Genomic DNA, 22,363 nt, shown 5'->3' with positions numbered 1-22,363 from the left:
CGACTCGCTACTTCTTAATGAATAACTGCAATATCTCCAACGCGAATTGGGTGCTGGTTTTTTGTTATTAATGCATAACTTACTTTGTCATACACTTTGAATACAATTAACTCGCCTACTTTTTCTTTAGGCATTTTCCATGTTGTATTATCTTCGTCAGCTTTATCACTAAATAACTGACTTGCATCAGATAACAGTTTTTCAAATTTACTTGAATCTTCTGGATAACGAGGACCTCGAGGGCCATCAATAACCGTAGGTGATTCACGCTCTAAATCTAAAACATGGCCTGGTTCAATATTTTGCTCGCGGCCTAAGTTTAGCACTACAACATCCATTGTGCTGAACTCTCTTACTTGGCGAGGTGATGCTATTACTTGCCCCTCAACAGGCTCTTTTGGGCGGTGAATATCAAAATACGCAGGCAATAGCTGTCCTTCCATTGCTGGCATTAAAAAGTCACCTTGTTTAATTTCTCGTTTTACTGATTCGACTCGTAACGACGACGGCACACCGTTACTTTCATCGCCACTTCTAAACGCTCGCGCCATGCCAACGTAAGATGCACGCGTTGCTAATACTTCGCCTGTGTTTAAATCAACATAGGGTTCACCCTCGTTATAAATCGCATAGGCGCCATGTACTTTAAGATCACCTTTAACATATAAAATATGGCCCAAAGTTTGTGTTTTTGTATTTTCGTTAGCACCTAACACATACGGCATATTTTTTATATCGTCGCTGTTAATCGCTTGCTCGTAACTTAAGTAAGGTTTAATCATATGCAAAGGTAAAGTGGTAATTGCATTTAACCCCTTTGGCGTAATACGTCCTTGGGGAGACAGCTTTCGATACGCTTTATTAATAACTAAACGTGGATTTCCGTCTGCATCGTATATAAGTGCCAATGCATCACCCGGATAAATTAGGTGAGGGTTATCAATTTGCGGGTTCATTTGCCATAGTTCTGGCCACAACCATGGCTCATCTAAATAAATGCCAGATATATCCCACAACGTATCACCTTTTTTTACAACATACTGTTTTGGTGCATCTTTTTTTATTTTTAGCACGTCAGCAATCGCCCCAAAAGAGGTGCTTAGTGCCAGTATGATTGCAACTAACGGAAATTTCATTGAGCTTCCTTGTATTGTTTTTTCATTATTATTGCTCAAAACCTGTTAAAGGTGAACGTGAATGGCTAAAATAAGAGCATACAATACCCTAAATTAAGCACAAGTGAAAAAGGTAACTAATGGCTAGGTTAGAAGTTTTAAGATTTCCAGATGAGCGTTTACGTACAATAGCAAAAGATGTTGCAGACGTTGACGACCAAGTTCGCCAAATTGTAAAAGACATGCTCGAAACCATGTACGACGAAAATGGCATTGGTTTAGCCGCAACGCAAGTAAATATCCACCAGCGTATTGTGGTTATTGATGTATCTGAAGAGCGTGACGAACCGCTGGTATTAATTAACCCGCAAATCATTAAAAAAGATGGGTCAACGATTAGCGAAGAAGGCTGTTTATCAGTACCTAACTCGTACGCAAAAGTAGACCGAGCAGAAACAGTCACAGTGGCTGCACTAAACGAAAACGGTGAAGAATTTGTGTTAGACGCAGATGAGCTATTAGCTATTTGTATTCAACACGAACTAGACCACCTACAAGGCAAGCTATTTATTGATTACTTATCTCCATTAAAGCGCCAACGTATCCGTAAAAAGCTTGAAAAAGAAGCCAAGTTTGCAGCACAGTAATCAGTACCTTAGGAAAACTCAGTGATCCAACCATTACGCATAATATTTGCCGGTACGCCGGATTTTGCCGCACGCCATTTACAAGCGCTAATAAATAGCGAACATGAAATTGTGGGCGTATATAGCCAACCAGATCGCCCTGCAGGTCGCGGTAAAAAATTAAAAGCGAGCGAAGTTAAAGCCCTGGCGATTGAAAATGACTTACCGGTTTTTCAGCCTCAGTCATTAAAAAATGATGAAGCACTTGCAGAGCTCACCGCATTAAACGCCGACATAATGATTGTTGTGGCTTACGGCTTAATTTTACCTAAAGCTATTTTAGATACGCCACGCTTAGGCTGCTTAAATGTGCATGGTTCTATATTACCTCGCTGGCGTGGTGCTGCACCTATTCAACGCGCAATTTGGGCGGGTGACGAAGAAACAGGCGTAACCATAATGCAAATGGACGAAGGGTTAGATACCGGCGACATGCTGCATATTAGCCGCTGCCCTATTAGTGATACAGAAACCAGTGCCAGTTTATATAACAAACTAGCAGAGTTAGGTCCTAGTGCATTAATTGACACCGTTAATAAACTAGCTAATGGCGACATTACCCCTGAGCCTCAAAATGATGAGCTGGCTAACTACGCCAAAAAGCTCTCTAAAGAAGAAGCAAATATTGATTGGTCTATGAGCGCCGTGCAAATAGAACGTAATATTCGCTCTTTTAATCCTTGGCCAGTGTGTTTTACCCAAATGGGTGAACAAACCGTAAAAATATACCAAGCGAAGGTAGTTGATCAATCAGGCAAGCCGGGCGAAGTTTTAACAAGTGATAAAAACGGTGTTGTTGTTGCCTGTGGTGAGCATGCTTTAAGCATTACTCAGTTGCAACCGCAAGGTAAAAAACCAATGGCAATTAGCGACTTTTTAAATGGTCGCAGTGACTGGGTTAGCCCTGGCACACTATTAGGCGAAAATAATGAATAAAGTGCAAAACGTACGAGCGCTGGCCGCTGAGACTTTATATAACGTGGTTGATAAAGGCGCTTCGCTTAATCAAGAATTACCGTTTGCAAGCCAAGGTTTACCCCCAAAAGACAAAGCACTGTTACAGCAAATTTGTTATGGCGTTTTACGCTACTTACCTAGCCTTGAAAACTACTGCCAACATTTAGTAGAAAGTCCACTAAAAGGTAAACGCAGAATTTTTCAATTTTTACTCTATGTGGGTATTTATCAGCTACAACACATGCGCGTTCCACCGCATGCTGCGATTAGCGAGACCGTAAATGCATTAGGTCAAATGCGCGCACTTGGCTTAAAAGGGTTAATAAATGCTATTTTACGTAGCTTTCAACGCCAACAAGCGGAGCTTGAAGAAAAAGCAAAGCTGATTCCAGTGTGTTTATACAACCACCCTAATTGGTTTATTAAACAAGTAAAAGAAGCCTACCCTGAAAACTGGGAAGCCATACTTGAAGAAAACCAGCAGCAAGCGCCAATGTGGTTACGTGTAAACCAATCACAATTTAGCACGCAAGAATACAGCGATATGCTAACGGCAAATGATATAGAGCATACATTAAACCCAGATTTTGTAGATGGGATTAAACTTGCCAAGCCGCGTGATGTTTTTTCACTTCCTGAGTTTGATACCGGTGCTTGTTCAGTGCAAGATGCAGCAGCGCAATTAGCCGCTCGCTTCCTAGAGCCAAAAAATGACGACGTTATATTAGACGCCTGTGCAGCCCCAGGTGGCAAAACATGCCATATTTTAGAGCTTGCCGACGCCGACGTACTTGCACTTGATAGCGATGCCACTCGCCTTGAACGCGTAAAGCAAAACTTAACCCGTATTGGTTTAGGTGCTGACCTACAATGTGGCGATGCATCGCAACCGCATACATGGTGGGACGATGAACAATTTGATCGTATTTTATTAGATGTGCCTTGTTCAGCAACCGGCGTTATTCGTCGCCACCCAGACATAAAATGGTTGCGTCGTGCATCTGACATTGAAGACTTAGCCGCACTACAAGGCGATATACTCAATAGCATTTGGCCTCTACTGAAGCCCGGTGGTACATTGGTATATGCCACATGTTCGGTTCTTCCAAAAGAAAACCAACAACAAGTTGCTAAATTTTTAGCTAATAACGATGATGTAGAACATATTCCACTTCATGATAAAGACACCCTCACTACACCGGGGTTACAACTACTTCCGGGCGAAAGTGATGGTTTTTATTACGCTAAAATGGTTAAAAAGCCGAGTTAATTAAGGCTTAATAACGCGTACAACAAGCCATTTTTAAATTTAAAAATGGCTTTTTATTACTACTTAATACACTGGTAAATAATGAAAATAATCATACTCGGTGCTGGACAGGTTGGCGCCACGCTAGCTGAAAACTTAGTAGGCGAACAAAACGAAATTACCGTAGTAGATATTGACGGTAACCGTATACGCGAGCTGCAAGATAAGTACGACCTTCAAGGTGTAATGGGCCACAGTGCTCACCCTGATGTATTGCGCCGCGCCGGCGCAGACGATGCCGATATGATTATTGCGGTAACCAGCTCGGATGAAGTAAACATGGTGGCATGCCAAGTGGCGTATAGTATTTTTAATACACCCACTAAAATTGCTCGAATTCGCTCTGAGCAGTATTTAAAATACCGTGAAAAGCTTTTCCAAAACGATGATTTACCAATCGATCATTACATTGCTCCAGAAGCGTTAGTCACTAAGTATATTCGCCGCTTAATTGACTACCCTGGCGCATTACAAGTCTTGCAATTTGCCGATGGTATGCTCTCGCTAGTTGCAGTAAAAGCCTATTACGGAGGTTTATTAGTAGGCTATGCTTTATCTGCATTAAAAGAGCATATACCTAATGTAGAAACTCGTGTTGCGGCTATTTATCGTCAAGGCAAAGCCATTAAGCCGCTGGGTACAACCGTTATTGAAGCCGACGATGAAGTATTTTTTATCGCGGCAACAAAACATATACGCGCCGTAATGAACGAACTACAAAAACTTGAACGTTCATACAAAAAAATCATGATAGCCGGTGGTGGCAACATCGGAGCTGGCCTTGCTCGCTCTCTTGAAAAAAATCACACCGTAAAATTAATAGAGCGCAGTAAAGAGCGTGCTGAACAGCTTTCAGAAATGCTCGATAACACGGTTGTTTTTTGTGGAGACGCTTCCGATCAAGAACTCCTCTCTGAAGAACATATTGAACAAGTGGATGTATTTATTGCCGTTACCAACGACGACGAAGCAAACATTATGTCGGCCATGCTTGCAAAACGCATGGGCGCGCAAAAAACCATGGTGCTTATTCAACGTGGCGCGTATGTAGACTTAGTACAAGGTGGCGAAATAGACATTGCTATATCACCGCAACAGGCAACAATTTCTGCATTGTTAACCCACGTACGTCGCGGTGATATTGTTAACGTGTACTCGCTGCGTAAAGGAGCTGCAGAGGCTATTGAAGCAGTTGCCCATGGTGATGAAAGCACCTCTAAAGTAGTTGGCCGCGCAATTGCCGATATAAAATTACCTGCCGGAACAACCATTGGTGCCATTGTGCGTAACGACGATGTACTCATTGCCCACGACGACACCATTATTATGTCGGGCGATCACGTAATCATGTTTTTAATTGATAAAAAGCATATCAACGTGGTAGAAAAACTCTTCCAAGTAAGCGCTATATTTTTATAACGCGTCAGACACAAAAAAGCCGCTGAATATGGCGGCTTTAGTGGAGTATGATTGGGGTATATTGATATTACTGTACTTTGGCAAACTCGTCTTTTGAAAGCTCACCATTTCCATCTGTGTCTAAATCTTTAAAAATTTTTACTAGCTGTGAATTTACTTTTGCCTCTTCCATGCTAATTACACCATCGCTATTGCTATCAAACGATGCAAAGTCTACGGCCGCATAAGCTGCTGAAGAAGATGCTAAAACTAAAACTGCAAGTGTTGTATTTAATGTTTTCATAATAATGTTCCTAGTAAAATGGGAAGTCCTTTTCTAAGATCCCTGTCTGTGAAAAATAGTTAGACCAATACCGGTTAACTTTAAAATTTTGCAAACTCGTCTTTAGAAAGTTCACCATTGCCATCTGTATCTAGCTCTGTAAACTCAGCCATTAAATCAGTGTCTATTGCCGCTTCGCTTGGGCTAATTGCACCACTGCCGTCGGTATCTAAACTGTCAAAATCTGATGCTGCAAATGCTGCTGAAGAAGACGCTAATGCAATAAGTGCTAATGCTTTGTTTAAATGTTTCATGACTTAATCCTTCAAAATTTTATTTAAAAAATAACCTAATTAACTCGTAAAATAGCTTCACTTCCTTGTTATCCTTTTTCGAAGGCTCCCTTGCCTACTTAGGTTGTCTTTGGCAACTCAGGATGCTTGTTATTTAATTAAGCTTTTGAAAACTCTTCTTTTGATAACTCACCGTTTTGGTCAGTATCGAGCTCTGTAAACATGCTCATTAATTTTGCATCAACCGATGCCTCAGCTTGGCTAATTGCGCCATTGCCGTCTACATCGAGTGTATTAAAGTCAGAGCCTGCAAAAGCGGCTGACGAAGAAGCAAGTGCGATAAGTGCTAATGTTTTATTTATGCGTTTCATAGTATGTATCCTTCAAATTGTATGTGAGTGATTGGTACTTACTGTTAATCACGTTTTTCGATTAGTACAACCAGACTATTACAACTTAAATGCCAACATTTAATAAGTGTTATTTTTCAATAACTTAAACATTAAATACTGAAAGCCATGCAAATTTAAGCATTATTTTTGTAGCTATTTAGCAACGCAGGTTTAGTTAAAATTTGTAAGTTATTAAAAATCAGTTAGTTAGGTTTCATACAAAAAACCACAAAGCCAGATAACTTGAATAACTAAGAGGGGGTTAGGTATTGAGCAGGTAAGTTTTAAACTGAACGAGGTATAAAAAGAAAATAAATCATAAAAAAATTTAAAGTTATCCAATTGTTTTTATTGAGTAAAAAGAATAATTTTAAAGGCTGGTAATTTATTTTCGTTCATAAAGTAAAAAGTCGCTATTTTGTTGCAAAATAGCGACATTAAAGCTAATCGGCATCGAGTTCTATCATTGCGGGGTCAATAAAGTGCTCTTTCATAAAAGCTTTCATTTCTTCTTTACTGGCTAATAACTTAATCCCACAACGCACGCCTGCATTATGATCTTTTACACTGCACACTTCGCCTTCAAAGTCTTTACCATTACTCCCTAATACAACTGTGCATTGAGAGTCTTTAATGCTTTCTAGATCAGCGTCAGTTTTTATATCGAACATAGCACCGGTTAGTGAGATATCTTTAATAACACCATCAAGTACCTTGTCATCACTGAGTTTAAGTTTTGCTGGTAATAGGGTTGGAATACGTGTTTGCGAACGTAAACTAAATAGCTGAACTTGCTTAGGGTAGTTAATAAAAATCAGCCTAACGGGATGTGATGCAATAGATTTAATTTGCTGTCTAAAAGCAATTATTTGTCCATCGTCACCTTCTATTAATGCTCTTACAACCACAGTAACACCATCTCGTAAGTAGTCATTTGCGCCCGGTAAACGTTTAGCTGTTGGAAAATTTAAAATAATAAACTTTTCCTCAAGCAAGCCGACCATTTCTGTTTTCACGCGCTTACTGCTGGTAGGTGTTAATATTTCTAAGTCAACTAAACTGCCAACCGGTATATTATTTAATTTATCTGCATGTGTTGCTGGCATATCCATTCCATAAACATAGTAGTAAAACGTTGTGTTTTATCCGCGCCAAAACGTAGGCGTAAATAACACAAGCAAAGTAAAAATTTCTAGTCGGCCAAATACCATTGCAATCGTCAGCAACCATTTAGCGCCATCGGTAATTGCACCATAATGCGAGGCAACATCACCCAAGCCTGGACCTAAGTTATTTAAACACGCCGCCGTAGCCGAAAACGCTGTAATATTATCCATTCCCGTTCCCATCAGCGCCAGCATAATAATAATAAACACCAGAGCATAAGCAGAGAAAAACCCCCACACGGCTTCTACAACCTTATCAGGCAATGCTTTACGGCCAAGCTTAATTGAATAAATAGCACGAGGATGTACCAAACGGTTAAGTTCACGCACGCCTTGCAGGTAGAGTAAAAACACGCGCACCACTTTCATACCGCCCCCGGTAGAGCCCGCACAGCCGCCTATAAAGCTCGAAAATATTAATAAAATAGGTAAAAACAGCGGCCACGTCGAAAAGTTATCAGTAGCAAAACCGGCCGTTGTACTCATTGATACCGCTTGAAATAATGCTTGGTCGAGCGTTTCATCACCATTAGCGTAAATCTCATTTGAGGACAAAACCGCAAAACAAATAACCACCAGCGCTAATTGAATACATAAAAACACTTTAAACTCAGGGTCACGAATGTAGACCTGCACGTTCCGGCTTGCCACAGCAGCGTAGTGTAAAGAGAAGTTAATAGCTGCGATGATTAAAAAGAAGACACAAATAAAGTTAATAACCGGGCTATCAAAGTGACCCATAGAAGCATCATAAGTCGAAAACCCGCCAATCGCGACGGTAGAAAACGCATGACAAATTGCATCAAACCAGTCCATACCTGCCGCCCAATACGCCAACATACAGGTAATGGTTAACGACACATAAATATACCAAAGGTGCTTTGCGGTATCGGCTATGCGAGGGGTCATTTTTGAATCTTTTACTGGGCCGGGGATTTCAGCACGGTACAACTGCATTCCACCAACACCTAGCATGGGCAGTATTGCAACAGCTAATACAATGATCCCCATACCGCCAAACCACTGTAATTGCTGGCGGTAAAACAGTACCGACTTAGGTAAATACTCAATCCCAGTCAAAACTGTAGCCCCCGTGGTTGTTAAACCCGAAAAGGCTTCAAACACAGCATCAGCAAGGGATAAATTAGGTTCTTGTAAAAAGATAAGAGGCAAGGATGCGAATGCCCCCAGTACCAACCAAAACAGAACCACAATTAAAAAGCCTTCGCGTGCTTTCAAATCCCCGTTTTCATGTCGGTTTGGGTAATACGCTATTAAACCAATAATAATACTGAAAATAAACGCTAAAACAAAAGGGACACCGCCACCATCTTTATAAATTAAAGACACCACAGCAGGTGGCACCATGGTAATACTAAACAGCGCAACAAGTTGGCCAAGAATTTTTATGATGGTACGAAATTGCATTTAGCTAATCGCTTTTATTATTAGTAAATTCAGGCTCAACTGCATTAACCTGGTTAAATAGAATGAATATGCATTATATGCAACTTGTGTAGGTTATTACTCTTTAATAGTTAACTCAACTGCGCCGTGACTTAAATCAAAAATATCTTTAATTGCTTGCTGTGCTTGGCGGCTATCAATGGTGATCACCCAGTTAATATTAGCAGTAAATTGCTTTTCAATGTTAAGCACTTGGTAGTGTGTTTTAAGTAGCTGCTCAATTGCGCCCTGCATGCTGTATTCACTGCTGCCCAGTAGCTCAACGCTTGGCACTTTAAGTACGGTGTTTAATTTTGCTAATGCATTATTTAACGATCCGCCATATGCTCGCACTAAACCGCCAGTTCCAAGTTTAATCCCTCCAAAATAACGAGTTACCACGGCTGTAACTTCACCTAGCCCTGATCCCACAAGCACATTTAACATTGGTTTACCGGCCGTACCATTTGGCTCACCATCGTCTGAAAACCCATACACATGGCTGCCACCGGGGTTACCTGCCACATGGGCCCAACAATTATGCCGAGCATCGCTGTACTTATCTTCAATACTTTTAATAAACGCTTTAGCTGCGACTAAATCTGGGGTGTGTGCAATATGCACAATAAACGTGCTTTTTTTTGTTTCTTCTTGATGAAACACACCCTCGGCTGGGTATTTATATTCTGACATATTTTACTTAACCAAAAAAATGGGGCCATCAGGCCCCTTCTATCGCAAACTGCTCACTTAATCTAAGTGTAAGTCACGCGTCATATTTTCTAAACTATCTTCGTGCACAATAATGTTATCTTCAATACGAATACCACCATAAGGTTTAAACGCTTCAACCTTATTCCAGTTAATGTATTGCTTGTTATCCGTTTGTGCTAAATCACCTAACAACGAATCAATAAAATATAAACCTGGTTCGATAGTAAATACCTGGTTTTTCTCTATCATACGGGTACAACGTAAAAATGGGTGCCCGTCTGGTGATGCTTGATGAGTACCTTTGTCGTCACTCATAAAACCGCCTACATCATGCACTTGTAAACCAAGGTGATGCCCTAAACCATGTGGGAAGAAAGTAGACGTGATTTTACGCTCAACTATATCTGCAGCCGGTAAGTTAACTATATTAAAGTCGCTAAGAATTTGCGCTATGCGGTTATGGCACTCAACGTGTAAATCACCGTATAACATGCCAGGTTTTAAACCTTTACCTAACTCAACCTGTATTGCGGTCATTGCTGTAACTAACTCAGCAAATTCACCCTGCTTTTTAAAGTCATAAGTGCGCGTTATATCTGCAGCATAACCGTTAAAGTTTGCGCCAGCATCAATTAAAAATGAGTTATGTGTTTGCGGTGCATTTGGCTCAAAATGAGTATAATGCAAAATAGCGCAGTTTTCGTTAAGCGCCACTATATTGCCATACGGCATTTCGTTTTCGCTTTGGCGTGTAGCCATAAGGTACGCTTGTTGAATATCAAACTCACTGCCACCATTAAAAAAAGTGTCGCGCGCAGCTTTGTGGCCGTCAACGGCTATGCGGTTAGCATTACGTAAACATTCGAGTTCATATTGTGTTTTGTAAGCACGGTTAAAGTGTAAATAGTTAAGCACGGGCTCTGGGTTCATGATGCTAAAACCAAGTGCTTGAGCTACTTCTATGTATTCACCCATATACGCGTATTTTGCTTTATCATAAGGGAGCAGCTTTTCAACCTGATCGGGCTGTAACAATAACTCTATATCAAAATACTCAGCCCAAAAATCACGTGGCTCGTCGGGTACTTTATGCCAAAAATCAACAGGACGATAAAAAATAAGCTTAGGTTTATCACTACCATTAACAACAATCCAGCAATGCGGATTATCAATAACAGGTAACCAGGCTTTAAAGTGAGGATTAACTTTAAACGGGTAATACATGTCGTCTAAAAATTGGCGCTTTGCTTGGCCAGAGTGAATAACTAATCCTTCTAACCCTTCGCTTTCGCAAATTGTACGAGTACGCTGCTGCAGTGTTGCAATATGTTCTGCGTATAAAACGGCTAATTTATCCATTGTTAATCCATCTGTTAAATTTAACGTGTGCTGAGTCTACCACTTATAGCTATTACGCTCAAAAAAGGGGGATGGCTCACAGTAAGCACTATCCCCCTAATTTAAACTTATGTTTACTACCCGCCTATTTTCATTTCCAGTATAGGAGCCAATATATTACCCTCTCGGCCCATGCGAGTATGGTATACCTGCCTATAAGCAAATACATTTTTTACGTAGTCGCGTGTTTCACGGTATGGAATAAGCTCTATCCATAACTCTGCAGGCATTGCATCATCAGGCACCCAGCGTTTTATACGATGGTAGCCTGCATTATAAGATGCCGTAGCTAATATTTCGTTACCGTGATTTTTCTTTTTCAAATAACGTAGATAACTAGTTCCTAGCCTAATATTTGTTTTAGGTTGATATAACCGACTATTAGACACGCTACCTTTATTTACATATTTAGCAGTACTTGGCAGCAATTGCATTAAACCTCGAGCATTAGCACTTGATCGCGCGTCAGGTGCAAATGAACTTTCTCGCCTTGCTATAGCTATACTCCACGCCACATCTATTTTATTGCGCTTACTGTAGCGTTCAAATATGTCTTGAAAAGCAAACGGAAAACGCTGCTCAACGTTATCCCACGCTTTTATTTTAGCCAGTGTGAATATAGTGCTGTCGTGCCACCCCAAATCGGTAGATAAAACGGTGGCTGCAAGTTTTTCTTCTTCATTTGAAGTATTTGTTAAGTAATTCCACTCACGTCTCGCGGAAGTAACACGCTCTAGTTCGTATAATGCTTTTGAACGTTTAAAACCGGGAGCATTACTTACTTTATTGATTAGTTGCTCACTAACCACTTTAGGTTGATTATTTAAATCAACCGATAGCCCTAAACGTGCAGCAGCTAAAAAGCCGTAGTAATCTCGGTTAGTTGCAATACTTTGCCACATTTCTTTAGCTTTTTGCTCATCGCCGCGTTCTGCGTAACTATATGCAAGCCAATACTGTTGACCCAAGCTAAGGTTTTCTTTACCAGTAAAAAACGCAGCAATGCCTGCCCAATCTTGGGTTTTTAGCATATTACCAAGCTGCCATTGCATTAACTTTTTATCTTGTCGCTCTTTTGGCACTTTGTTTAACCAAAAGCTGGCTTGTTTATGCCCGCTAGAAGCGAGTGATAAAGCAAAGGTGTAGTATAAATCTGCCTTTTCTTCATCGCTGTAGTTAAACATACGCTCTATTTTTTCCCATGCGCGAAGCGCAAGTTCTTTATCTCGCCATATCAATCGCTTAACACCATAAAGTGCAATTTCACCTTCTTTAAGCGATTTATTTTTATAGCGGTATAACCCCGCCGCAGCACTTGGGTCGCGTCGTACTTTTAAATATAAGTCAGCAAGGTAACGCTCATTTTTTGGTAAAAGTGTTTTTAAATAAGGAAGTAAACTTTGTGTACCGCCTTGCGCGGCAAGCGTAATTCGCTGCCATACGGTATCGGCATTCATATAGCCTTTTTTACGCCAATACGAAAATAACGAATCACACTCTTTAGGTTGTGACTTACCCACCGTCCATAAATCGGTCACCTGATTTAAAATGGCCTTTTCTGGGGCACCTAAGTCCAGCTGATACCCTAAATAAGTGCAAGTGTATTCAACATTACTCGTGTCGCGGTAATTACGAATATACGCCGCTTTTCTATTATTTTTTTCAAGATACTCCAGCCACACTTTACGAACAGGCCATTCAAGTGGCGTATGCTGATATATATTTAGATAGCTTTCTATCTCGGCCTGATATTTTATGCTCGGGTTTCGTTGCCAGTATGTTTTTTCTACATACGGTTTTAGCGGGTGATTTAGGTTATTAACTACATTTTTGAACTCACGGTAACTTGCGTTGCGTACTTTTTTCTCAGCATCTAAAAATGCGTCGTTATCGATGCTAGCCTCGGCAGAATAAAGAGGAAAAATAAAAGCAGCTGCCGCAAAACTAAATAATTGTTTTTTCATAATGTCCTTTAATAAAAAATTAAAGTAGTGAATAAAAGCTTTTTCACCACCTTAGCACCAAACCAGCTATATTTTAACCAGTCGTTTGTAACCGAGTTAAATTTTTCGTTGCATTTTCTATTCAAAGCAAGCACACTGATTGAAATGCAAACTCATCGTACCAGTCTTAGTTCGTCAACTAGGGAGAATAAAATGTTATATAAAAGCGATTCCTTTGAAGTTAGCTTCCTAAAGGAAAACATCGCCGAGTTTAAGTTTTGTGTTGCAGGTTCTGTAAACACATTATCTCAAAAAACTCTTTCAGATTGTGCAGCAGCATTAAAAGAATTAGCTGCTAATTCTGATATCAAAGGCATGGTTTTTACCAGTGATAAAGACCACTTTATTATCGGCGCCGACATCTTCGAATTTTTACCTACATTTACTAAACCTGAAGAAGACTTAGTAGTGTGGATCAAAAACGCAACTGACGTTTTTGATGCAATTGAAGATCTTCCATTCCCAACTCTAAGCGTTGTAAACGGCTTAGCACTTGGCGGCGGATGTGAGTGGGCACTTGCTACCGATTATCGTGTTGCAAGCGAAAGCGCTAAAATGGGCCTACCAGAAGTTAAACTTGGCATAATGCCTGGTTTTGGTGGCACAGTGCGCTTACCACGTATCATTGGCGCAGATAACGCAATGATGTGGATCACTTCAGGCGCTGAAAACCGCGCAGCTGACGCCCTTAAAGTAGGTGCGTTTGACGCAGTAGTTAGTGCTGACAAACTTTTAGAGTCAAGTTTAGCAACACTTGAATTAGCGATTGCAGGCAAGTTAGATTGGCAAGCAAAACGCAACGCAAAACTACAGCCACTTAAATTAAACCGTGTTGAGCAAGGCATGAGCTTTGCTATGGCAGAAGGTATGGTAATGGGTAAAACCAAAGGCCACTATCCTGCTCCGGTTATGGCAGTACGTACTATTAAAGCAGCGGCAAACTGTACTCGCGATGAAGCAATGGCAATCGAAAATGCTAACTTTGCAAAACTTGCGCGTACTAACGAAGCTGCAGCACAAACGGGCATTTTCTTAAATGACCAATTCATCAAAGGTAAAGCACGTAAACTTGCTAAGCACAGCGATGTAGAAATTAAACAAGCTGCAGTATTGGGCGCGGGTATTATGGGCGGCGGTATTGCATATCAGTCAGCTTATAAAGGCACACCTATCATAATGAAAGACATCCAACAGGATGCGCTTGATTTAGGTATGGGTGAAGCGTCTAAATTACTAGGTGCAAAAGTTAAGCGTGGCCACATGCCAATGGAAAAAATGTTGGCAACACTCAGTAAAATCAAACCTACACTTAACGACTCAGACCTTCAAGACGCCAACATTATTGTTGAAGCCGTTGTAGAAAACCCTAAAGTTAAGCAAGCAGTATTAGCAGACCTTGAAAAGAACATGCCAGAAGGCACTGTACTTACATCAAACACGTCAACTATTTGTATTGATTTACTTGCTGAAGCACTTGATAAGCCAGAAAACTTCTGTGGTATGCACTTCTTTAACCCAGTGCCAAAAATGCCATTAGTAGAAATTATTCGTGGTGCAAAAACGTCAGACAAAACCATTAACGCAGTTGTTGATTATGCCCTTAAACTTGGCAAGTCTCCTATCGTTGTTAACGATTGCCCAGGCTTTTTTGTAAACCGTGTTTTATTCCCTTACTTTGCAGGCTTTAGCAAGCTAGTTGTTGAAGGCGCTAACTTTGCAAAAGTAGATAAAGTAATGGAAAACGTATTTGGTTGGCCTATGGGTCCGGCTTACCTACTAGATGTTGTAGGTATTGATACGGCTTATCATTGTACTGGCGTAATGGCTGACGGTTTCCCTGAGCGCATGGCGCGTGCAGAAAAAGACCCAGTGACTGTTTTCGCAAATGAAAAACGTTTTGGTCAAAAGAACAAAGCAGGCTTCTACAAGTACGAAACAGACCGTCGTGGTCGTCTTAAAAAATCAAGCGATGCAACAGCAGTTGAGCTACTAGCGCCAATTACTGATGCACCGAAAGAATTTGATAAACAAGAAATCATTGACCGTTGTATGATTCCAATGATCAACGAAGTTCTTCTTTGTTTACAAGAAGGCATTGTTGCTTCTCCACAAGAAGCTGATATGGCCCTTGTGTACGGTGTTGGTTTCCCTCCATTTAGAGGCGGTGCGTTCCGTTACTTAGATCAAACTGGTTTAGCTAACTTTGTTGCAGCAGCAGACAAATACGCTCACCTAGGTGCGATTTACCAAGTATCAGAGCAAACTCGCAAATGGGCTGAAGAAGGCCGTGTTTTCTATAAGGTGGAAGGTTAATATCATGAATAATCCAGTAATTGTAGATTGTATCCGCACACCAATGGGTCGCTCAAAAGGCGGCGTATTTAAAAACAAGCGTGCGGAAGACTTAAGCGCTCACTTAATGAAGGGCTTACTAGAACGCAACCCAGCGGTTGATCCTGCATCAATCGACGACATTTATTGGGGTTGTGTACAGCAAACATTAGAGCAAGGCTTTAACGTTGCACGTAACGCATCGCTACTTGCGGGTATTCCACACTCAGTACCAGCAACGACCGTTAACCGTTTATGTGGCTCGTCAATGCAAGCATTGCACGACGCTGCGCGCGCTATTATGACTGGCGCTGGCGATACTTACCTAATTGGTGGTGTTGAGCACATGGGTCACGTTCCTATGACCCACGGTAACGACTTTCACCCAGGCCTAGCAACGTCAATTGCGCAAGCTTCAGGCTCTATGGGTTTAACAGCAGAATACCTTGCAACTATTCACGGCATTAGCCGTCAGCAGCAAGATGAATTTGCATACCGTTCGCATCAACGTGCACATGCTGCAACAGTTGAAGGACGTTTCCGCCGCGAAATTTTAGCAATGGAAGGTCATGCAGCAGATGGCTCTTTAATTTTAGTTGAAGACGATGAAGTAATTCGTCCTGAAACAACGGTTGAAGGTTTATCTCAGCTTCGCCCAGTATTTAACCCAGCATCGGGTTCTGTTACAGCGGGTACATCTTCTGCACTTTCTGATGGCGCATCAGCGATGTTAGTAATGAGCGAAGAAAAAGCTAAAGAGTTAGGCTTACCAATTCGTGCGCGCATTAAAGCAATGGCAGTTGCCGGTTGCGATCCATCAATCATGGGTTACGGCCCAGTACCAGCAAGTAAAAAAGCACTTGCACAAGCGGGTATCACAATTGATGACATTGATGTAGCTGAGCTTAACGAAGCCTTCGCAGCGCAATCACTGCCAGTACTTAAAGACTTAGGTTTAGCTGATGTGGTTGACGAAAAAGTTAACTTGAATGGCGGCGCTATCGCTCTGGGCCACCCTCTAGGTTGTTCTGGTTCGCGTATCAGCACCTCGCTAATTCACTTAATGGAAGATAAAAATGCTAAATATGGTTTAGCGACTATGTGTATTGGTTTAGGCCAAGGCATCGCAACTGTATTTGAGCGTGTTCAAGACTAATACTCTTAACATGTAAACCATCTTGGTGAGTAAAAAGGCGCACTGACGAAAGTTAGTTCGCCTTTTTTATTTGCCAAATTTAAGGTACTTTACTAAAGCGATTTAGATTAGTGATGTTGTTGTGATCGGGTTTATAATTTAATGTTTATGTATATAGACTTAAATGAAAACTGATCCAGATCTAAGTAATTTAGTTAAAGTATACTTAAAATTACGCTAAACTTTGGCGCAACAAAAAAGTCTGACTACTCATTAAAATCACATATTTGAATCACTATTAACAGGCATACGTACTATGAATTTTGATAACCCCGATCACCAATTAGATGCAATAGGTCTTCGCTGTCCAGAACCTGTAATGATGGTACGTGCTGCTATTCGAAAAATGAACGAGGGTGAAACACTGTTAATAACCGCCGATGACCCATCAACCACCCGTGATATTCCAAGCTTTTGTGTATTTATGGATCACACGCTGGTGGCTAAAGACGCGAATGAAGCGCCGTATAGGTATGTGGTGAAAAAAGGGTTGTAAAGCTCTCAGTTCTCAGTTTCAAAATAGAAACCGTGCTCGTTAAATCAAGTACGGTTTTTTACTTCTCTTTACGCTAAAAACTGCAACTATAAACATTCTGCTATTTCTTCGTTATAGTCACTTTTGGTTCGTCGTAGTCACTGAAATCAATGCTGACTATATACGCGCCTTTTATCGCAGGTGTATAACTAAAGTAATTATAAATAGTATTACAGTCTGCGCTTGCTGCTTGGCCTAGCGTTAAACTTTGACCTTGTGGATATGAGTCGCTATAACCACAGTTAAAGCCTTCACTAAAATCGGCATCGGCTATTTTAAATTCGTACACTTTACCTGGTGTGCTAAATTTTACCTGTGCTTGATAAAGTGCTGGGCCCACTAAATTAAGCTGATATTGAGGCTCTGCATCCCATAAGGTAAAATCGCCTCGCAGGTACATGGTGCGGTCGAGTTCTTTTTGCGGCAATACATCGTTAATTGATATTTGGCTTGAACATGCGCTGAGTAACCCAACAATAGCGAGTGGTATTATATTTTTTATTGTAATCATCAATTTTCATCCTATTCATTATACCTATTAAAAAAATGCCTATTTTGCTAATAGGTATTAAAACTAAAAAGCCAGCGTTATGCTGGCTTTTTAAATTGCTAATGGCTGTTATTTTTGTAAAACAGATATATCTGCAATATCCAAAAATAAACCACTTAACTGACTTAATAGCGCAAGGCGATTTTGCTTAACAGCTTCATCGTCGGCCATAACCATTACGTTGTCAAAAAAGTTATCAACACTTTCACGAATGCCAGCCAATTGGCTAAGCGCCTCTTGGTAGTTTCCATCAGCATAAAGTGGTGCCAGCTCAGTCGCAAATTTTGCCACTTGTGATGCCAATACTTTTTCAGCATCGTCGCTTAATAAGCTCTCATCAACGTTACCTTGGCTTGTGATATCGTTTTTAGCAAGAATGTTGCCTACACGCTTATTAGCTGCTGCAAGCGCTTCTGCGGCGTCTAAAGTGCGGAAGTGGCTTACCGCTTTAACACGGCGGTCAAAATCAACAGGTTTAGTTGGACGACGCGCAAGCACAGCTTGAATTACATCAACTTCAATGCCTTCATCTTGATACCATGCGCGGAAGCGCCCTAGCATAAAATCAAATACATCTGTTGATACATTTAGATTAGTTAGCTTATCGCCAAACAATGTTTGTGCTTTTGCTACTAGGTCTAAAATATCAAGCGGTAACTCTTTTTCGACCATGATACGCAATGCACCAATAGCAGCACGACGAAGTGCAAATGGGTCTTTATCACCTTTTGGTGCTTGGCCTATACCAAAAATACCCACCAGCGTATCAAACTTATCAGCAATGGCTACTGCACAACTAATTAGGTTTGTAGGTAAGTTATCACCTGCAAAGCGTGGCATGTATTGCTCGTTTTGAGCAACAGCTACGTCTTCTGCTTCACCGTCAAAGCGAGCGTAATGCATTCCCATTACACCTTGTACATCGGTAAATTCCATTACCATTTCGGTCATTAAGTCTGTTTTACTTAATAGGCCTGCACGTTTTGCAAGGTCTTTATCTGCGCCTAATTGCTCTGCAATGTAGCCGGCAAGTTCGCTAATACGTACAGACTTATCTTTAAGCGTACCTAACTGCTTTTGGAATAAAACGGTATCTAGCGACTCAAAACGGCTTTCTAATGTTTTCTTTTTGTCGGTTTCAAAAAAGAACTGCGCATCAGCTAAACGTGGGCGCACTACTTTTTCGTTACCTGAAATTACCACGCTTGGATCTTTACTTTCGATGTTAGATACAAACAAAAACTTATTTAAAAGTTTGCCGTTTTGATCTAATAACGGGAAGTATTTTTGATCGTCCTTCATGGTGTAAATTAGCGCTTCGGCTGGTACATCTAAAAATGCTTCTTCAAATGTTGCCGTTAATGTTACTGGCCACTCTACCAGTGATGTTACTTCTTCTAATAAGTCTTCATCCATTGCAACAACAGCGTTAACTGCGTTTGCAGCGTCTTCTATTTGTGCACGAATTTGCGCTTTACGTTGTTCGTAATCAGCAATAACGTAAGCAGATTTAAGTACATCAAAAATCTCATCAGCATGGCTGATGCTAATTTTTTCTGGGTGATGAAAACGGTGACCTTGCAGTTGGTTACTTACTTGCTTACCCAGTATTTCACCTTCGAGTAACTCGCTACCAAATAAAATAGTGACGGTATGAACTGGGCGAATAAACTGTGTTTTATTTGCACCCCAGCGCATTGGCTTTGGTATTGGTAATTTACTTAACGCTTTTGCGATAGCATCTGCCATTAGCGTTTTAGTTTCTTGCCCTGCAACTTTAGCAATATGTAGTAACCAAGCGCCTTTATCGGTTTCGAGTGTTTGTGCTTCACTTACGTCAATACCGCAACCGCGTGCCCAACCCATTGCTGCTTTTGTAGGGTTACCTTCGCTGTCAAACGCTGCTTTTGTTGCAGGGCCGCGTTTTTCAACTTCTTTGTCTTGTTGTTTAGCTTCAAGCGCTTTTACTTGTAAACCCAAACGACGAGGTGATGCATACCAGCTGACGCCTTGGTGCGCTAACTCTAGTGTTTCTAACTCTTGAGTTAAGTTTGCAGCAAATGCTTCGGCAAGTTTACGCAACGACTTTGGTGGCAATTCTTCAGTGCCAATTTCTACTAATAAATTTTGTGCTGACATGCTTACTTATCCTTACACAGCGGGAAACCAAGCGCTTCACGTGCATCGTAATAACTTTGTGCACATGCTTTTGATAACGCGCGGACACGTAAAATATAACGCTGACGTTCTGTTACCGATATAGCATGACGCGCGTCTAATAGGTTAAATGCATGCGATGCTTTCATAACTTGCTCGTAGGCAGGAAGTGGTAAATTTGCTTCAATTAACTTTTGGCTCTCAGCTTCACACTTATCAAACTGCGCAAATAAGTCATCTACGTTTGCGTGTTCAAAGTTGTAAGTAGATTGCTCTACTTCATTTTGGTGGAACACATCGCCGTAAGTTACACGCCCTAGTGGACCATCTGCCCATACTAGGTCGTAAATACTATCTACGCCTTGAATGTACATAGCTAAACGTTCAAGGCCATAAGTAATCTCGCCAGTTACTGGTGAGCACTCTAAGCCGCCTACTTGTTGGAAGTAGGTAAACTGCGTTACCTCCATACCATTTAACCAAATTTCCCAACCTAGGCCCCACGCACCTAATGTAGGTGATTCCCAGTTATCTTCTACAAAGCGTACTTCGTGAGTTAGGGTATCAATCCCCATTGCTTCTAGTGAGCCTAAGTAAAGCTCTTGGATGTTATCTGGCGATGGCTTTAACACTACCTGAAATTGGTAGTAATGTTGTAAGCGGTTTGGGTTTTCGCCATAGCGGCCATCCGTAGGACGGCGACACGGTTGTACGTATGCGCTAGACATTGGCTCAGGGCCAATTGATTTCAAAAATGTTTGCGGGTGAAATGTCCCAGCGCCCACTTCCATATCAAGTGGTTGAATAATGACACAGCCTTGCTGTGCCCAATAATCCTGTAAAGCCAGGATCAAACCTTGGAAGGTTTTTACGTCGTATTTTTGCATATTTGGCTTTTTACTATCTAAGAAGTAGCGTGAAAATTATCCTTAGTATACCGTGTGTACACTCAGGTTTTAAGCAGTTTGTGTATTTGTAGAAAATAAAAAAGGAGCCCTTAGGCTAATGCCGATCAGTTAAGAAATATTTTAATGATCGGTTGACCGATCTTTTATAGATGTAAGAATCCGATGAGCATTTGCCATCGGATTTTTTTATGAATATTAAAACAGCTTTAGACACCGCATTTAATGCCAGTACCCAATTTCATTCGTTTGAAAAGCTCTCGTCATTTCTACAGCCATCTATTATTGATGAGGCTTTTGTTGAAGCGGGAGTCGCCACCGTCAGAAAGCGTCGCTTACCTCTTGAATCTGTGATGTGGTGTGTCATGGGGATGAGTCTTTTTAGGCAAGAGTCAGTGTGGAATATTGCGACTAAGATGGATATTGCACTACCAGGTAAAACACCGCTTGTTGCACCCAGTGCGATGGTTCAGGCGCGACAGCGCCTAGGAACCGAAGCTGTCGAAAAATCCTTTAAGAAGATGGCTAAGCATTGGTATCAACAAAATAAATTCGAAACATGGAATGGACTAAATTTGCTCGGTGTCGATGGGGTTGTGTGGAGAACGGCTGATACCGCTCAAAACCGTGAAAAGTATGGCTCTGGTAGTACTCAGTATGGCGATACGGCATTTCCTCAAATCCGCATGGTGTGCCAAATGGAGCTGACAAGCCACCAACTCATTAATAGTGCGTTTGATAAATACAAATCGAATGAAATGGTGCTAGCAGAGCAGCTAATTAATGATACGCCGAATCATTCACTGACCCTGTTTGACCGTGGTTTTTATTCCTTAGGCTTGCTGCATCAATGGCAAAAAGCGGGAGAGGAAAGACACTGGATGATACCGGCAAGAAAAGGACTCCAATTTGATGTAATAAAAAGTTATAGCCGTGTAGATAAACAGGTAAGGCTGAGAGCCACTCCACAAGCGAGAAAGAAGTTCCCCGAGCTGCCGGACGAGATTGAGGCGCGACTAATTACGAAAAAAGTTAAAGGGAAAGAGTGCCGAATTCTTACATCGCTTACCGATGTAATGCGTTACCCCAGTGACGAAATTGTAGACTTATACAGCCACCGCTGGGAAATTGAGTTAGGGTATCGTGAAATGAAACAGACGCTACTGAACAGTGAATACACGCTTAGAAGCAAACGCCAAGACATGGTTGAGCAAGAATTATGGGGGTTACTGCTTGCTTACAACTTGATAAGAGTGGCTATGACCGAAGCGGCTACACGTAAAGGTATCTGGCCAAATCAGCTAAGCTTCAGCGGGTGCTCAAGCGCGGTTGTGGCCTTCTTACTTACAACGGGACTTACAAGCTCAGGAAAACTCCCTGTGCTGTATGAAAACCTCATCAATCAGCTAACTTATTACGAGCTTCCGACGAGGCGGGAAGACAGGTTCTACCCTCGGAGGGTCAAACCCAAACCAAGCAAATACCCCACAAAAAAGAAAAATACCAGTCAGCTTAACTGACTGGCATTAG

20 protein-coding genes are annotated in these 22,363 nt (G+C 41.2%); 8 read left to right on the top strand and 12 right to left on the bottom strand.

Annotated features, from left to right (window positions below; all coding sequences use genetic code 11):
- Positions 1 to 14: 14 nt before the first annotated feature.
- Complete coding sequence (locus ATS71_RS12930) at positions 15 to 1,136, bottom strand: LysM peptidoglycan-binding domain-containing protein (protein WP_058405189.1); 1,122 nt, start codon at positions 1,134 to 1,136, stop codon at positions 15 to 17.
- 119 nt (positions 1,137 to 1,255) lie between these two features.
- On the opposite strand from ATS71_RS12930, the gene def reads away from it, so the two are divergent.
- The 4 genes from def to trkA all read left to right on the top strand — a co-directional run bounded on the left by def (position 1,256) and on the right by trkA (position 5,486).
- Entirely contained in the window at positions 1,256 to 1,762 is a 507-nt protein-coding gene (gene def / locus ATS71_RS12925; protein WP_006794002.1) for a peptide deformylase, read from the top strand.
- A 21-nt stretch (positions 1,763 to 1,783) separates the two neighbouring features.
- A complete protein-coding gene (gene fmt / locus ATS71_RS12920) occupies positions 1,784 to 2,737 on the top strand; it encodes a methionyl-tRNA formyltransferase (RefSeq protein WP_058405188.1) in 954 nt (317 codons plus the stop codon).
- Entirely contained in the window at positions 2,730 to 4,028 is a 1,299-nt protein-coding gene (rsmB, locus tag ATS71_RS12915) for a 16S rRNA (cytosine(967)-C(5))-methyltransferase RsmB (protein ID WP_058405187.1), read from the top strand. Before fmt ends, rsmB begins: the two co-directional genes overlap by 8 nt.
- Before the next feature lie 81 nt (positions 4,029 to 4,109).
- Positions 4,110 to 5,486, top strand: coding sequence for a Trk system potassium transporter TrkA (gene trkA, locus ATS71_RS12910; RefSeq protein WP_058405186.1), 1,377 nt, complete (start codon positions 4,110 to 4,112; stop codon positions 5,484 to 5,486).
- Between the two features lie 67 nt (positions 5,487 to 5,553).
- On the opposite strand, the gene ATS71_RS12905 is transcribed toward trkA, so the two are convergent.
- The 8 genes from ATS71_RS12905 to ATS71_RS12870 all read right to left on the bottom strand — a co-directional run bounded on the left by ATS71_RS12905 (position 5,554) and on the right by ATS71_RS12870 (position 13,121).
- Positions 5,554 to 5,769: a calmodulin gene (locus ATS71_RS12905; RefSeq protein WP_058405185.1), complete on the bottom strand. Its 216-nt coding sequence runs from the start codon at positions 5,767 to 5,769 to the stop codon at positions 5,554 to 5,556.
- Between the two features lie 80 nt (positions 5,770 to 5,849).
- The gene (locus ATS71_RS12900; RefSeq protein WP_058405184.1) at positions 5,850 to 6,062 is read right to left on the bottom strand and encodes an EF-hand domain-containing protein; all 213 of its coding nucleotides are present in this window, start codon (positions 6,060 to 6,062) and stop codon (positions 5,850 to 5,852) included.
- 137 nt (positions 6,063 to 6,199) lie between these two features.
- Positions 6,200 to 6,412, bottom strand: coding sequence for an EF-hand domain-containing protein (locus tag ATS71_RS12895; protein ID WP_058405183.1), 213 nt, complete (start codon positions 6,410 to 6,412; stop codon positions 6,200 to 6,202).
- A 464-nt stretch (positions 6,413 to 6,876) separates the two neighbouring features.
- Entirely contained in the window at positions 6,877 to 7,539 is a 663-nt protein-coding gene (locus tag ATS71_RS12890; RefSeq protein WP_058405182.1) for a flagellar brake domain-containing protein, read from the bottom strand.
- Positions 7,540 to 7,575: 36 nt separating this feature from the next.
- Positions 7,576 to 9,027 carry a TrkH family potassium uptake protein gene (locus ATS71_RS12885; protein WP_058405181.1) on the bottom strand — a complete coding sequence of 484 codons (1,452 nt, stop codon included), beginning with the start codon at positions 9,025 to 9,027 and terminating at the stop codon, positions 7,576 to 7,578.
- Positions 9,028 to 9,123: 96 nt separating this feature from the next.
- Positions 9,124 to 9,738, bottom strand: coding sequence for a YigZ family protein (locus tag ATS71_RS12880; RefSeq protein WP_058405180.1), 615 nt, complete (start codon positions 9,736 to 9,738; stop codon positions 9,124 to 9,126).
- 57 nt (positions 9,739 to 9,795) lie between these two features.
- A complete protein-coding gene (pepQ, locus tag ATS71_RS12875; protein ID WP_058405179.1) occupies positions 9,796 to 11,118 on the bottom strand; it encodes a Xaa-Pro dipeptidase in 1,323 nt (440 codons plus the stop codon).
- A gap of 116 nt (positions 11,119 to 11,234) precedes the next feature.
- On the bottom strand, positions 11,235 to 13,121 hold the full coding sequence (locus ATS71_RS12870) for a transglycosylase SLT domain-containing protein (protein ID WP_058405178.1): 1,887 nt from the start codon (positions 13,119 to 13,121) through the stop codon (positions 11,235 to 11,237).
- A 192-nt stretch (positions 13,122 to 13,313) separates the two neighbouring features.
- Here ATS71_RS12870 and fadB point away from each other — a divergent pair, with 192 nt between their 5' ends.
- The 3 genes from fadB (at position 13,314) to tusA (ending at position 17,182) form a co-directional block, all read left to right on the top strand.
- Complete coding sequence (gene fadB, locus ATS71_RS12865; RefSeq protein WP_058405198.1) at positions 13,314 to 15,473, top strand: fatty acid oxidation complex subunit alpha FadB; 2,160 nt, start codon at positions 13,314 to 13,316, stop codon at positions 15,471 to 15,473.
- A gap of 4 nt (positions 15,474 to 15,477) precedes the next feature.
- The gene (fadA, locus tag ATS71_RS12860; RefSeq protein WP_008130791.1) at positions 15,478 to 16,647 is read left to right on the top strand and encodes an acetyl-CoA C-acyltransferase FadA; all 1,170 of its coding nucleotides are present in this window, start codon (positions 15,478 to 15,480) and stop codon (positions 16,645 to 16,647) included.
- Positions 16,648 to 16,942: 295 nt separating this feature from the next.
- A complete protein-coding gene (tusA, locus tag ATS71_RS12855; protein ID WP_058405177.1) occupies positions 16,943 to 17,182 on the top strand; it encodes a sulfurtransferase TusA in 240 nt (79 codons plus the stop codon).
- A 100-nt stretch (positions 17,183 to 17,282) separates the two neighbouring features.
- Here tusA and ATS71_RS12850 read toward each other — a convergent pair whose 3' ends face one another.
- The 3 genes from ATS71_RS12850 to glyQ all read right to left on the bottom strand — a co-directional run bounded on the left by ATS71_RS12850 (position 17,283) and on the right by glyQ (position 20,815).
- Entirely contained in the window at positions 17,283 to 17,732 is a 450-nt protein-coding gene (locus tag ATS71_RS12850; RefSeq protein ID WP_058405176.1) for a hypothetical protein, read from the bottom strand.
- A 108-nt stretch (positions 17,733 to 17,840) separates the two neighbouring features.
- Complete coding sequence (glyS, locus tag ATS71_RS12845) at positions 17,841 to 19,910, bottom strand: glycine--tRNA ligase subunit beta (RefSeq protein ID WP_058405175.1); 2,070 nt, start codon at positions 19,908 to 19,910, stop codon at positions 17,841 to 17,843.
- 2 nt (positions 19,911 to 19,912) lie between these two features.
- Positions 19,913 to 20,815: a glycine--tRNA ligase subunit alpha gene (glyQ, locus tag ATS71_RS12840; protein WP_004588055.1), complete on the bottom strand. Its 903-nt coding sequence runs from the start codon at positions 20,813 to 20,815 to the stop codon at positions 19,913 to 19,915.
- Between the two features lie 209 nt (positions 20,816 to 21,024).
- Here glyQ and ATS71_RS12835 point away from each other — a divergent pair, with 209 nt between their 5' ends.
- Positions 21,025 to 22,353, top strand: a complete 1,329-nt coding sequence (locus ATS71_RS12835; RefSeq protein WP_058404632.1) for an IS4 family transposase — start codon at positions 21,025 to 21,027, stop codon at positions 22,351 to 22,353.
- The last annotated feature ends 10 nt before the right edge of the window (positions 22,354 to 22,363 follow it).

It is taken from the genome of Pseudoalteromonas sp. H71, from assembly GCF_001468485.1.
Lineage (GTDB): Bacteria > Pseudomonadota > Gammaproteobacteria > Enterobacterales > Alteromonadaceae > Pseudoalteromonas.
This window is presented reverse-complemented; position numbering and strand designations above follow the sequence as displayed.